The organism is Planktothrix mougeotii LEGE 06226, from assembly GCF_015207485.1.
In the GTDB taxonomy this organism is placed as follows: Bacteria; Cyanobacteriota; Cyanobacteriia; order Cyanobacteriales; family Microcoleaceae; genus Planktothrix.
This window is the reverse complement of the sequence record NZ_JADEWU010000019.1, coordinates 34601-47914: the sequence shown is the minus strand read 5'-3', so window position 1 is coordinate 47914 and position 13314 is coordinate 34601. Positions and strand designations below refer to the sequence as shown.

Below are 13314 nucleotides of genomic sequence, written 5' to 3'. Positions count from 1 at the left end.
ATCAACCCAAAACCGCTTTACTTCAGTAAAGGGGAATATCAGACTATTTGCACAAGCAAACGACTGTAAAACATAAAAGGGGGTGACGTCCATGTTCAAGCAAAATCAAAATCAACTCAAAAAAGTGCAATTAGCTGAAGGAGTATTTGTCTATACTCCCCTTGATGATCTGTGCATTCCAGCTTTACGGTCTGGGTATGCGGGATACCCCGTTAACCCTCGATGGAATGCGATCAAGTTCCATGCTTGGAAAATCGGACGACAATGGCGCGAAGCGCTAGGGCGGGGCGAAATGATCATCCGGTCAACGGACTCGATGTTAGTCCCCATTCAGAAGACTGAGGAAAGTAGTGATTCTCCCTTACCTCGATCGTGGAACATTAACCCAATATTAAAATTATCCGACCATTCGTCTCAAAAGGATGTTCTCGCTTTAATTTGAGTTAGAATTTTAAGCAATCTCAAGAGTCAAAGCAGATATTTTCCTGTTTCCTGGCTCCTGAGCTTGCACCTAACCCTCAAACAGCAGATCAACCATGAAGAAACTCACTATGTCATTACTAGCAGCTTGTTTAGTGACTTTACTCTCGCTAACAAGCTTTTCTAGTAATGCTTGGGCTTTTGATCAAACCCAGCTTGACCTTCTCAAAAGCAGCGTTGAACAATGGAATAATTGGAAATTTAGCACGGGTTCACGCCCAGACTTAACGGGAGCCGACTTGAGTGGCTTAAACTTAACGGATGCTTTTTTGCGTTTCTCTGACCTGAGTGGAGCGAATTTAGCGGGTACTAACCTCCATGATGCCGATCTGATCAGTGTCAAGTTAAACAATGCTAATTTAACTGGAGCCGACTTAACTGATACATCCCTTTCTGATACCGACTTTAGTGGTGCGAATCTAACAAATGCTAATCTGAGTGGATACCACTATACAGATGATTTCATTAATTTTCAAGGGGCAAACTTAAGCGATGCTAACTTAAATAGCGACGAGCTAATAGTCTGTAATATAAACACAGATCCCTACGCAGATCGCTACAGAGATCCCTACGCAGACCGCTACAGAGATCCCTACGCAGACCGCTACAGAGATCCCTACGCAGACCGCTATACAGACCCCGAAAATAGCTACAGATACCAGTTCAGATGTGAATCTTCTCGTTCACGAGAATCTAATTTAGTCGTCAATTTTTATCAAGCCACTTACAACGAGAATACTCAATTTCCTCCGGGTTTAGATCCTGAACGTGCTGTTGCCAAAAACAATCAACCGTTTGATCGATATGCACGCTATCGCTAAAACGATTAACACATTACAGACCTCTGAGTTCTTTAAAAATTCAGGGGTCTAATTATAGCAGGACATAGGAGATAAAACAGCCCTCATTAATGTTTTGATGATCTCGGCATTTATTCTATCAATATTCTGATATAATAGATAATAGTCTCAATTGCTAATGATACAATTTTTTTCCTGTTTTTTATCTCCTGACACCTGATTATGCTTTCTCCAGACCCAATGCCATTAACGGTTAAAGATGCTGAAGCCCTTTTAAAAGACTTTATTTGTAACGATGTTATTTCCCCGATCTCGGAGGCAGAAAACGCTAAAATTCAACAAGCATTATTATTGCTAAATCGTGAATCTGAATATCTTATGATTGGGATTTGTGCAGATTCTAAGGAACAAGCCTTAACAGCATTAACCGATTATTTAAAAGCTTTTCAATACTCTATAAATGTTGAAGAAAATGCTTTAGATACCGTTGAAGGAGCCGTTTATTTAAAGTTTAATGGTCGCCATCAAACCTTTTATATTAGCCCATATTTAGAAAAATATCGAGGGGTTTTAATTTCCTTTCAATCAACGGAAGAAGATGGAATTAATGGAGTATATGGGCATTTTCCGTTAGATTTATTTGCTTAAATTGATCAAAAACCCCTAGAGAAACCGGGTTTCTGAAAGATTCATCTTAATGTTATGTCTTAGATTAAGATAACAGCCAGAAACCCGGTTTATTTGAACATTAACCTTTAAACAACAACGCTAGAACTCGGTTGAGGTTGAGGGGGTGGAGCAGGTTCTGATTCATTCGGAACACCTCCATAGTTATCCATCAAATTGCTATAGAGTTGGATATATTCTCTAGCGGAATTTTCCCAACTAAAGTTTTGACTCATGCCACGACGTTGCAATTCTCGCCATTGATCTTTAAACCGGAATGCTTCAGAAGCCCGAACCATTGAGGTATAAAAATCTAAGGGTTCATAACGATCAAAACAGTATCCTGTTCCTTGATAATTAATCGGATCATTATAGGAAACCGTATCCACTAAACCGCCAGTACGTCGGACAATGGGAACACAACCGTAACGCATTGCCAACATTTGACTAATACCACAAGGTTCAAACCGACTCGGCATCACAAACGCATCACAACCTGCATAAATCCGCCGGGATAAGGCATCATTAAACAATAATTGTGTTGTCATCCGACCCGGATAACGAGAGGCCATGTGCCATAATTGGGTTTCATAATAGCGATCGCCTGTTCCCAAAACAATCAATTGACAATCGGTATAAGATAAAAATTGATCCATAATTTGAATTACGAGATCAATTCCTTTCTGTTCGACCAATCGCGTTACCATACCCATTAAGAACGTATTAGAATTAACTTCTAATCCCACTTCTTCTTGAATTGCAACTTTATTGACGCGACGATTTTCTAGGCTATCAGCCGTAAAGCGTTCAGGAATATAAGGGTCAGTGGCTGGGTTATAGGAATTCGTATCAATTCCATTTAAAATCCCTGTCATTTTGCCACTGATATAGGATAGCAACCCTTCTAAATTTTCCCCATAGGCTGCGGTTTGAATTTGTTGAGCGTAAGTTGGAGAAACGGTCGTCACGACATCAGCCGCTTGTACCGCCGCCGCCATCGTATTGTGACCCTGCATATACCAAGGACACCAAGTAATCCGTTCCAAATACCAACGCCAAGGCCCTTGATAAGCTAAATTATGAATAGTGAAGACTGTAGCAATATCTGGCGTTTCGTGCATCCAGACGGGAATCATGCCCGTATGCCAGTCGTGGCAGTGAATAATATGGGGTTTCCAATAGTTCCACGCAAATTCAGCCGCGCCACTGGAAAATAAGGTGAACCGCCAATCCTCATCCTCTCCATAGTACACACGACGAGGCATAAAGGATGGATGTCCAAACAAATATAATGGTACATCAGTTTTTGGAAATACCGTTTCAAATACCGCGAAACGCTGGTACATGGTATTTCCCCACCAGATCGGATCTTTTGGGATTTTGATCTTATCAGGGAGGAAGCCATAATAGGGCATAAAGATGCGAACATCGTGTCCCATTGCTCGCAATACCTGCGGCAATGCACCGACCACATCTCCCATCCCACCAACTTTCGCTAAAGGTGCCGCTTCTGCGGCGACAAATAGAATTCGCATTTTAATTTTGCGTTCCCTTAGTTGCTCCGTAACGTTATCATACCTGTCTCGGTGTCCGATTAAACGCTTTATTCGAGTTCGTTGAATTCGCTATCGAAGTGAGTCCCAAAGGCGATGTCCACTGTACCGAGAATATTGTATGTTGGAATTAGGAATAAATCTCACCGAAATCGAGTCAAGTCATGCTGTAGCTAAATACTCGGTTGTCGATGCCTTTCGCAGGAGATTCAAAAAATGCTTGATCAACTGCTCAATTCTATTGCATCCTGGGGTCGGTTTCACAAGGCATTCACCAGACTTTCCCCTTTTGTTAACACTTTAGCCTGGAGTGTACTCCTGGGTTTTGGGGAAATTCCCGTAGCACAGGCGCTTTTAATTTCACAAAATCCTAACAATACTCCTTTAGAAACGGCTAATGTTCAACATCATTTTTTGGAAGAGGGGGTTTACCTTTATGGTCAGTCTCCCCAACCGGAACAAATTGGACAAGCTTATATGGTGTTTGAGGTAAAGCAAGGTCAAGTGACGGGAGCGTTTTATATGCCTCGCTCGTCTTTTGACTGTTTTACCGGAGTTCCCCAAGGAAATCAACTTAATTTAAACATCATTGAAAGTTACAGTCAAGAAGCTTATTCTTATAATATTGGTTTTAGCAATACTGCTGTTGTCGCGGCGGCTCAAGGTCAAGGAACAGAGAAAAACAATATTGTTTTAGAAGGGTTTCATCGAATTCCAACGGTGAGCGAAAATGACACTCGCCTTTTAAGTCAATGTAAAGCTGATTTTAAGTAGTTAACGGTTAACGGTTAGCTGTTAACCGTTAACTGTTAACACAATACAAGATGAATTAGGGTTTTTTGAGTAAATCAACGGCTTCTTGTAATAACTCGATAGCCTGTTCTATTTTACTCAATATTTCGGCTTGGCTAACAGGTTTAGGTGTTGGTGTTGGTGCTGGTGTTGGTGTTGGCGTAGGTTTGGGTGTCGTTACACCTCCTAACTCATTCACATACCGCAATAAATCTTGATCTCGTCGTAACCATCCATTTAAGAAAACTTCTTGACTGGGGTTTGCTTTTACTCGTTGATATCGATAATCAATTCGATTTTGACAATAGCGTTGGGCGGTTTGTAAATTATTGGCTTTTTCTAATGCTGCTTTTGATTTTGCGCCGAAATTTCCATCAACGGTTAACCCACCAATGGCTTCTTGTAGAAATTCTAAACTACCTTTAACACTAAAATTAACGGCTGTATCAAAATGGGCTACCGCTAACGGTAACACCATTGAATCTGCTAAACAGGGTTTCCAAAATTGTAAATAATATAATTCTTCGACTTCAGGTTGTGTAATTTGGAGAACCGACTTAGACGTTAAATTCTTATTCCGTAAATAAGTATCGTAACTTCCTTGACTAATTCCATAATTAACAGTTCCTGCTAAATCTCTGGGATCGCCTACACCAGCTTCCCATTTTAACGTAAATTTTAAGGCAGTTTTAAAAGCTTCAGGATATTCTGGCATGGTTTGAGTTTGGGGTAAGGGTTAGATATTGATCAAAAAATATCAATGCTTATCAATATCTAACCTATTTGTCAACTAACTACGCTGAATTTCAGCAAAAATTTCGTTTAATATCTCTTGAGCACCTTGGTCTTTGAGTTTATTGGCGAGTTGAATTCCTAACGCTTCCGCATCCGTTGCATTTCCGGTGACGGTATCTTTAATTAAGCGTTTTCCATCCAGACTTGCTACCATTCCCGTTAAGGTGAGTTGGTCGCCATTAATAGCAGTATTTACGCCAATGGGAACTTGACAACCCCCTTCCAACTCCCGCAAAAATGCTCGTTCAGCATAACATCTTTGGGCGGTGGGGGTATGTTCAAGAACTTTAATAATCTCAAGAATATCGCTATCTCCTTCTCGACATTCTATTCCTAATGCGCCTTGTCCGACGGCGTGGAGGGAAATTTCTGGGGCGATAACTTGATGAATGCGATCGCTCATTCCTAAACGAGTTAACCCAGCAACCGCTAGAATAATAGCATCATACTCTCCATCGTCTAATTTTTGCAGACGAGTATTCAGGTTGCCGCGTATATCTTTAAATTCTAAATGAGGATAATGGTGTCTGAGTTGGGCTAGGCGTCGCAGGGAAGAAGTCCCAATAACAGCACCCGCCGGAAGGGTTTCCAGTTGTTTATCTTTATGTTTTTCATGAACCACTAAGGCATCTGCCGGATCTTCCCGTTCCGAGACACAGCCTAACATTAATCCTTCGGGAAGTCGAGTCGGTAAGTCTTTGAGGGAGTGCACCGCAATATCGCTGCTGCGCTCAAGCATCCCTACTTCTAATTCTTTGGTAAACAGTCCCTTATCCCCAATTTTAGCTAGGGCGACATCGAGGATTTTATCGCCTTGGGTGGACATGGTTTGCACTTCAAAGGTGATTTCAGGGAAGTGTTTCTGAAGTTCTTCCTGTACCCAATAGGTTTGTACTAGGGCGAGTTGGCTTTTGCGCGATGCAATGCGGACGGTACGAGTCGGGGCAGATACAGACATACTAAAGCAATAATACAAGCAAATAAAGTCACTTGATCTAGCCTACCGCAAGGAGGGACGTCAATGTTGTTAAGGTGTGTGACGGAGGCGGGTGTTCGGTATCGGCATTTTTTATGAGATGATCTTAAGTCTAATTTCTATATGCTACACTTAAAGTTGTTATTGATTAAATTTATGTAAATATGACTTATAAATCATGCCCCAATTTAAAGTATTATCAGGTAAAGAGGTTATTTCGATCTTGGGTAACTTTGGTTTTGAAATCCATAGTCAAAACGGAAGCCATGTTAAACTACGCCGTTATAATTTAGGTAATAAGGAAACCTTAACAGTCCCTAATCACCGACAGTTAGATCCAGGAACCTGTAAAGCTATTTTCAAACAAGCGGCTAAATATATTCCTGAGTCAGAGCTTGCGGTTTACTTCTATAACAAATATTAATCTTGATAAAGAAATCCACTTATTCACGGTTATGAAAAGTTGAATGGAGAAATATAGATTAAACGTATTGTTGCAGGCGATGTAAATAGAGGCTAGGGTGTGTTAAGTTAAAAGGTAACATACCCTATTTTTTGAGTTGACCGGAAAATTATGTCTATGTCATTAAAAGAAAATATCCAAGCCATTATTCATCGAGGCGAACAACAGGGTTATGTTGCTGAATGCCTTGATATTAATGTAGTCACACAGGGAGAAACCTTAGATGATGTGGTTTATAATTTACAAGAGGCTGTTGCTTTACATTTAGAAGATGAAAATTTAACCGAATTTGGACTCATTGAGCATCCTTCAATCTTGATTAAATTTGAGTTAAAATTTGATTGTGTACCTTTTTTGAAATAAAAAATATGAAATTGGATGTTATTGGAAGTGTTGTAGATTTACCCACCGATTTGAGTACAAATCCTGATTATTTTAATTAATAATGCGATCGCACATCCAATAAACTAAACCCTGTCTCTAAGAATTAATTGTTGTTAAGTTTTAGCCCTTAGATCTTTGAACTAAAGCCCGACAACAAAATTTTTAAGTTAATCAAAAAAGGGTTATAAAAGAGTTATAATAAAACTAATAATTAATAACCCTAAAATAACAACCCAAACAATATTCTGCTGAAGCCAAAATCTGAGCGCAACAGATAGAGTTTGCTGAGGTTTAATCGAAGTAGAAATTAACGGTTCAGAACGATTTTGATAGAGGGTACATTCCTGAGCAAAAGGACGTTGGGGAAAGTTACAGGTATCATCCTCATGATAGAGACAAGTTTCACACAGATATTCCTTCCCCGTAGAACGATAGAGGGGAATACCCGGATGTCCAAACGCTTTAAGCTGATATTGACAATGGGGACAGCTAACCGCTTGGGAGTCAACAGGTTGGTGACAACGGGGACAATGGGACATTTTAAGGGTTCAAACCTTCAAAAAATGAATCTGCGAATTTGGGGAAAATATCACAAAATAGAAAATGTGAGCCAGTCTAAAAATAAAGCAAGGCTTTATATTTGCACTTTAGCAGCCTAATAAGGTCAGAAACAATGGATAATCAAAATAATTTACTGCGACAACTGCTGATGATTGGGATCGGTACAACATCGTTAGTAGCGGAAAAATTGCAGGAAGCAACGGATCAGTGGGTCAAAGACGGAACGATGAATACAGAGCAAGCTAAACGCTTTGTAGACGATATGATGCAGGGTCTGAGATTAGATCATACCAGTTTAGAAGACCTGATGCAGCGACAGTTCCGAAATTTAATGCAGGATGTGGGGGTTCCCCGTCAGTCGGAACTTGATGAGTTACGCGGACGCCTCGACCGCCTAGAACGTCAGATGAGAGACTTAGAAAATCGTCATTGGCGCTAAACAGTTCCCAAATAATGTCAAACTTAAAGATTGGGTTTTCTCTAAGAAAACAATCCTAAAGGTACATGAGTATACGCAGGAGGATGAATTTTGCGAGAAATTCTAATTAGTTTAGGGGTGATTATTGTTTGTACAGTTGTGTTAGTTGTTGCTCAAGTTACAACAGCCGTCCAACAGGCGAAAGCGACGAATCAAAACACTCCTATTGCAGTAGAACAAACGGTTTCCCCGACTTCAACAGTAAAACCATCTAGCAATCCTTTGTTTGCACAAGGTATTGCGTCCAATGCTCAAACTATTATTGCTCAAAACATGACAAATTCAGAAGAAAAAGTAATTACAACTGACTCCGGTTTACAGTATGAGGATTTGAAGGTGGGAGACGGTGTATCTCCTAGCAAAGGTCAAACGGTTACAGTTCATTATACCGGAACTTTAACAAATGGTAAAAAGTTTGATAGTTCTCGCGATCGCGGACAACCGTTTCAATTTAAAATTGGTGTAGGTCAGGTGATTAAAGGTTGGGATGAAGGCGTTATGAGCATGAAAGTAGGCGGACGTCGCAAGTTAATTATCCCACCCGACTTAGGTTATGGTGCTCGCGGTGCTGGGGGTGTCATTCCTCCGAATGCAACGTTAGTTTTTGATGTGGAACTATTGGGCGTGAAGTAATTCTTTGAGCCTCAAAAGTTACCGAATAAACCGGGTTTATAAGCATGATTTCTGGGTTAAAATCCAGGTTTTATGAACCAACCCGGTTTTTGATCTATTTACCTGAATTTAATCCGATTACACCGATGATAATCAATGCAATTGATATAAATTTAATCGGAGTAATTGACTCCCGAAAAAACCCGATTCCAATCAGAGCAATTAGAGTCGTTCCTACACCAGACCAGACCGAGTAAGCAAGGCTGACTTCTATTTTTTTGAGGACTATTGTTAAGCAAGTAAAACTCAGTCCATAGAAAATAAATATTCCTATAGAAGGCCAGATTCGAGTAAAGCCTTGGGATAACTTCATACAGGTTGTCCCCATCACTTCAAACACAATTCCTAAAATTAGATAAATCCCGCTCATGAATTCCATCTTGATTAACCAGTACGTCTTTTTTGATACTCAAATTATTATACTTAAAATTAATATTAAGACTGGGGGAATTGAGGTTAAATTAACTAGACCGAGGATTGGCTAAATTTCTGAATTTAGTAAATTGAGGGTCAAATAAGAGTTTAATCGTTCCTGTGGGGCCATTACGATGTTTAGCAATAATAATTTCTGTAATTCCTCGGTCTGGCGTATCAGGATTATAATAGTCATCTCGATAGATCATCATGACTAAATCAGCATCTTGTTCAATTGAACCCGATTCCCTTAAATCCGATAACATCGGGCGTTTATTTGTTCGAGATTCAACGCTTCGACTTAACTGGGATAACGCAATAACAGGTACACTTAATTCTCTCGCTAATCCTTTTAATGATCGAGTAATTCTTGATAATTCCTGTACTCGATTATCACTTCCTCCCTCCATTAATTGTAAATAATCAATTAAAACTAACCCTAACGCACCTCCATTTTCCGCTTGTAATCTTCGAGTTTTTGAACGCATTTCCGTAACAGTAATATTTGGGGTATCATCAATAAAAATTGGTAATTCCGCTAAGGAACTAATCGCCATTGTTAAGGGTTCCCATTCCGATTGACTAATGCGTCCTGAACGAATGCGGTTACTCTCAATTTTGGCTTCACTCGATAACAGTCTTTGTACTAACTGTCCCTTCGACATCTCTAAACTAAAAATAGCAATCGGTAACTTGTGGCCTTTAGCAATATTATGTCCTAAACCGACAGCAAAACTCGTTTTTCCCATTGATGGCCTACCCGCAATAATAATTAAATCAGACCGTTGGAAACCCCCTGTCATCGCATCTAAATCATAAAATCCGCAGGGAATACCGGGTAAAGAAATGCCCTCATTTCGGTCTTCAATTTCTTGGAAGGTATCAATTAAGGTTTCACCAATGGAAACTAAATCCTGTTGGGGTCGTACCTGAGAAATATTAAAGATTTGTTGTTCGGCTTTATCGAGAACCGTTTCTAAATCTTGGCTAGTATCATAAGCTAATTCAATAATAGTATGTCCGCCAGTAATCAGACTGCGACGGATTTTTTTATCTAAAACTAATAAACCATATTGATCAATATTAACTGCTGAAACTGTCCGATCAACCAGTTGAGTTAATTTTAATTGTCCTCCCACTTGTTCCAGTAAATTTTGATCCGCTAACCAAGTGGCAACGGTCATTAAATCGGTGGGTTTTCCTTGAAAATGTAGGGTTAATGTTGCCCGATAAATAATTTGATGGGATTTAATCGCAAAAGATTCAGGTTGTAATAATTCTGCTACCCGACTAATGGCTTCTGGATCGAGGAGAATTCCCCCTAAAATAGCTTCTTCTGCTTCTATATTTTGCGGGGGAATGCGATCGCTAATATTGGAAAATTGAGGTTCATTCATCGGATGAGTTAGTTAATAAGCCGATTAGACGATTTTATGTTAAACTCTATTATAGAATAGTTAGCGATTTTCAACAATGGTTAGATAGTCCATCTGGTAATGGTTTTGAAAAAGTAATTAGATTAGGTAGGATTTATGGATTCTATTAGAGTTGAAAGATTACGCTGTTTATCTGATACTGGTGATATCAAAATCAAGCCTTTAACAGTTCTTCTGGGACAAAATAGTTCAGGTAAAAGTAGCTTTCTCCGTGTTTTTCCTCTTTTAAAGCAAAGCATAGAGTCGAGAACAACGGGCCCTATATTGTGGTCAGGTGATTTCGTTGATTTTGGAAGTTTTCATGATGCTCACAAGAAGAATTCTGATAATAATATTGCTTTCTCTTTTAAGTTTAAATTAATTAATTTTATTAAAAATTCAATTAATATATACTTAACAATTCAGGTGACAGAATATAAAGAAAAACAGACAACTAGAACGAGCAAAATAGATTTGAAGTTTGAAGATTCACAAATTGAATTAGAGTTTGACGAAAATCAATGTGTCACTAGGTTTTATGTGAATTCCTTGAATATTTTGGATTTTGGCTATAAATATAGTGTTCAAAAAATTTATAGTCATTCATTATTACCAATAATCAATGAAGAAACTGATGAAAATTTATACAATAAATTAAACAATTTGTTTTTGATTTTTTTAAATCCAGAATCATTTAGAGGTTTATTTAATGCTTTAGATAAACATATAAATAAATATCTTCTTCCAACCAATGAACCTGGTATTATATATACATTTTTTCAGTATTTTGCAGGTTTAGACAGTTCAGAAAATTTATTAAAATATATTCAGAACCCTAACTTGTTTGCTAAATATTGGAAACCAGAAACTAGGCAATGGACAATTGAGACTGAAGATTTTAAACAATTAAGAGATCTAATCATTGCTAATGCCCTGCCTATAATTTTTAAAAATTGTGACGACACTTTAACTAACTTATCACAGCAAATGAGTTATATTGGGCCAGTGCGGGCAACGGCAGAACGATCTTATCCACACCAAGATTTAGCAGATGATCAAGTTGATCATCAAGGAAAAAATCTAGCAATTTTTTTACGAAATTTAAGTGATAAACAGAGACAAACTTTTTCAGAATGGACTTTAGAAAACTTTGGTTTTGAACCTTCAATTAAAACTAGCCTTGGAAACATTTCTTTGATGATCAAATATAAGGATTTTAATGAATATCTCAATATTGCTGATACTGGGTTTGGTTTTTCACAAGTTCTTCCAATTATTACTCAATTATGGCTATTAAGTGTATTTCCAAAATCTAAAACTCAATTAATACCTAAGTCTCTTAATGAAGTAACAAAAATAGTAACTTATGCCATTGAACAACCTGAGTTGCATCTACATCCTCGCTTACAGGGAACTTTAACAGATGCCTTCGTTACAGCAATTAACGCAGCGAGAAACAATGATATTGATTTACGTTTAGTGATTGAAACCCACAGTGAAGTATTAGTTAATCGACTGGGACATTTAGTAGCTGAGAAAAAAATCTCTCCTGATGATATTAATATTGTTTTATTTGAACCTTCCGAAGAATCTGGAGAAATACAAGTAAGAACTTCTCAATTTGATGCTGAGGGATATTTAGAAAATTGGCCATTAGGCTTTTTTGAAATGGAGCTTGTATAGATGCTGATTAATATTCATCAATCTGTTTTTGATAACAATAATATTTGGGATGAACCAGAAACTATTCCAGCTTTAGAAAATTTAGCAAATGCGGTTCGAGAAGGTAAACATTTAGTAATTTCAGATAGGAAAACTTTAAAAATAATTACCCAATGTCAAGACTTATCTAAAACGACACGAGCTATTTATACTATCCTCTACAATAAATTTTCTGAGTTGAGATCCTATCTTTCTGTTGTAACAAGATACATTGAAATTACTGATCTTTTAGAACCAGCATTAAGTTCTTTATCCGATCAAGAAGTTATTCAAGTTCCTTTAAAATTTTTTGAAAATACCCAGTCAATACAGAAAACAATACTTCTTTGTGAAAATAGCAGTGATACTTCTTTTTATCAAACTATAGCTAGAGTTTATCTAATATGGAAAAACGCTAATATTAAGTTAGAGTACGAACCTAGAGGTGGTGGGGGTAATACAATTGATACTGAATATGATAATATTCAAAAAACAACAAAGTATTTCTGTCTGTGTATTTTAGATAGTGATCGAATTGCTCCTGAAGGAAAGCTAGGGAGTACCGCAGCACAAATTGATCAAAATAAAAATCAAAGCTCACAGTTTTTCAGGACAAAAGTTTTGATCCTAGATGTACACGAAATTGAAAATTTAATCCCTAATTCAATTTTACTTGGAATTTGCTCAGGTGATAAACAACGAGAAGATGCACTTAAAAGAATTCAGAAACTTCAAGAAATTAGGGGAGATCAGATCAAACATTTTTTAGATATAAAAGAAGGAACGTTAATGTATAAAATATTTGATTCTACTAACTCCAAGGATAAATTATTTTGGGAAAGTCATGTTTTGGAAATCAATAGAATTTTAAAATGTATAGATGATGATTGTCTAGCTGATTGGAAATGTAATAAGACTAAAAGTAATTGTCAATGTCAAATTTCATTAGGATTTGGAAAAAATACGCTTGATAATACTATTAAATATTTGGAAAAAATAGAACCTCATAAAATTGCTAAAGAATTTAACAATGATATGAAGCCAGAATGGGAAAAAATTGGCCAGGTCGTAGTAGATTTTTGTATTGCTCACAGCCCAATCCGTGTTTGAATTTTAGCTGTACAATGAAAATAAGCCCTGAATTGAAGTTAGGGCTTATGGGGG

The 13314-nt window shown here is 37.8% G+C and carries 16 protein-coding genes; 10 read left to right on the top strand and 6 right to left on the bottom strand.

All coding sequences use genetic code 11. The features are described from left to right. The first annotated feature begins 91 nt into the window (after positions 1–91). From IQ236_RS10680 to IQ236_RS10670, 3 genes are all read left to right on the top strand, one after another. Positions 92–442 (top strand): hypothetical protein, encoded by a 351-nt coding sequence (locus IQ236_RS10680; protein WP_190515294.1) that lies wholly within the window; start codon positions 92–94, stop codon positions 440–442. Between the two features lie 109 nt (positions 443–551). Further along, entirely contained in the window at positions 552–1301 is a 750-nt protein-coding gene (locus IQ236_RS10675) for a pentapeptide repeat-containing protein (protein WP_193869244.1), read from the top strand. Between the two features lie 201 nt (positions 1302–1502). Beyond that, positions 1503–1928: a DUF1824 family protein gene (locus IQ236_RS10670; RefSeq protein WP_193869243.1), complete on the top strand. Its 426-nt coding sequence runs from the start codon at positions 1503–1505 to the stop codon at positions 1926–1928. 107 nt (positions 1929–2035) lie between these two features. Here the strand turns inward: IQ236_RS10670 and glgA are convergent, their stop codons facing one another. Continuing rightward, entirely contained in the window at positions 2036–3481 is a 1446-nt protein-coding gene (glgA, locus tag IQ236_RS10665) for a glycogen synthase GlgA (protein ID WP_072718063.1), read from the bottom strand. Positions 3482–3715: 234 nt separating this feature from the next. On the opposite strand from glgA, the gene IQ236_RS10660 reads away from it, so the two are divergent. Beyond that, on the top strand, positions 3716–4273 hold the full coding sequence (locus IQ236_RS10660; RefSeq protein WP_193869242.1) for a hypothetical protein: 558 nt from the start codon (positions 3716–3718) through the stop codon (positions 4271–4273). A gap of 55 nt (positions 4274–4328) precedes the next feature. Here IQ236_RS10660 and IQ236_RS10655 read toward each other — a convergent pair whose 3' ends face one another. Both IQ236_RS10655 and hemC read right to left on the bottom strand, forming a co-directional pair. Further along, positions 4329–5006 (bottom strand): glycoside hydrolase family 108 protein, encoded by a 678-nt coding sequence (locus tag IQ236_RS10655; protein ID WP_193869241.1) that lies wholly within the window; start codon positions 5004–5006, stop codon positions 4329–4331. A gap of 75 nt (positions 5007–5081) precedes the next feature. Further along, positions 5082–6044 (bottom strand): hydroxymethylbilane synthase, encoded by a 963-nt coding sequence (gene hemC / locus IQ236_RS10650; RefSeq protein ID WP_193869240.1) that lies wholly within the window; start codon positions 6042–6044, stop codon positions 5082–5084. Positions 6045–6240: 196 nt separating this feature from the next. On the opposite strand from hemC, the gene IQ236_RS10645 reads away from it, so the two are divergent. Both IQ236_RS10645 and IQ236_RS10640 read left to right on the top strand, forming a co-directional pair. Beyond that, on the top strand, positions 6241–6486 hold the full coding sequence (locus IQ236_RS10645; protein WP_193869239.1) for a type II toxin-antitoxin system HicA family toxin: 246 nt from the start codon (positions 6241–6243) through the stop codon (positions 6484–6486). 156 nt (positions 6487–6642) lie between these two features. Continuing rightward, positions 6643–6888, top strand: coding sequence for a type II toxin-antitoxin system HicB family antitoxin (locus IQ236_RS10640; protein ID WP_193869238.1), 246 nt, complete (start codon positions 6643–6645; stop codon positions 6886–6888). Positions 6889–7091: 203 nt separating this feature from the next. Here IQ236_RS10640 and IQ236_RS10635 read toward each other — a convergent pair whose 3' ends face one another. Continuing rightward, positions 7092–7448 carry a zinc ribbon domain-containing protein gene (locus IQ236_RS10635; protein WP_193869237.1) on the bottom strand — a complete coding sequence of 119 codons (357 nt, stop codon included), beginning with the start codon at positions 7446–7448 and terminating at the stop codon, positions 7092–7094. A 134-nt stretch (positions 7449–7582) separates the two neighbouring features. Here IQ236_RS10635 and IQ236_RS10630 point away from each other — a divergent pair, with 134 nt between their 5' ends. Together IQ236_RS10630 and IQ236_RS10625 are read left to right on the top strand one after the other, a co-directional pair. Beyond that, complete coding sequence (locus IQ236_RS10630; protein WP_193869236.1) at positions 7583–7909, top strand: phasin family protein; 327 nt, start codon at positions 7583–7585, stop codon at positions 7907–7909. Between the two features lie 90 nt (positions 7910–7999). Next, positions 8000–8581, top strand: a complete 582-nt coding sequence (locus IQ236_RS10625; protein WP_193869235.1) for an FKBP-type peptidyl-prolyl cis-trans isomerase — start codon at positions 8000–8002, stop codon at positions 8579–8581. 94 nt (positions 8582–8675) lie between these two features. Here the strand turns inward: IQ236_RS10625 and IQ236_RS10620 are convergent, their stop codons facing one another. Together IQ236_RS10620 and dnaB are read right to left on the bottom strand one after the other, a co-directional pair. After that, on the bottom strand, positions 8676–8999 hold the full coding sequence (locus IQ236_RS10620) for a DMT family transporter (RefSeq protein ID WP_228041543.1): 324 nt from the start codon (positions 8997–8999) through the stop codon (positions 8676–8678). A gap of 82 nt (positions 9000–9081) precedes the next feature. Then, the gene (gene dnaB, locus IQ236_RS10615) at positions 9082–10431 is read right to left on the bottom strand and encodes a replicative DNA helicase (RefSeq protein ID WP_193869234.1); all 1350 of its coding nucleotides are present in this window, start codon (positions 10429–10431) and stop codon (positions 9082–9084) included. Between the two features lie 135 nt (positions 10432–10566). Between dnaB and IQ236_RS10610 the strand changes: the two genes are divergently transcribed. Next, complete coding sequence (locus tag IQ236_RS10610; RefSeq protein ID WP_193869233.1) at positions 10567–12132, top strand: AAA family ATPase; 1566 nt, start codon at positions 10567–10569, stop codon at positions 12130–12132. Beyond that, positions 12133–13260 (top strand): hypothetical protein, encoded by a 1128-nt coding sequence (locus tag IQ236_RS10605; RefSeq protein WP_193869232.1) that lies wholly within the window; start codon positions 12133–12135, stop codon positions 13258–13260. Positions 13261–13314: the final 54 nt, after the last annotated feature.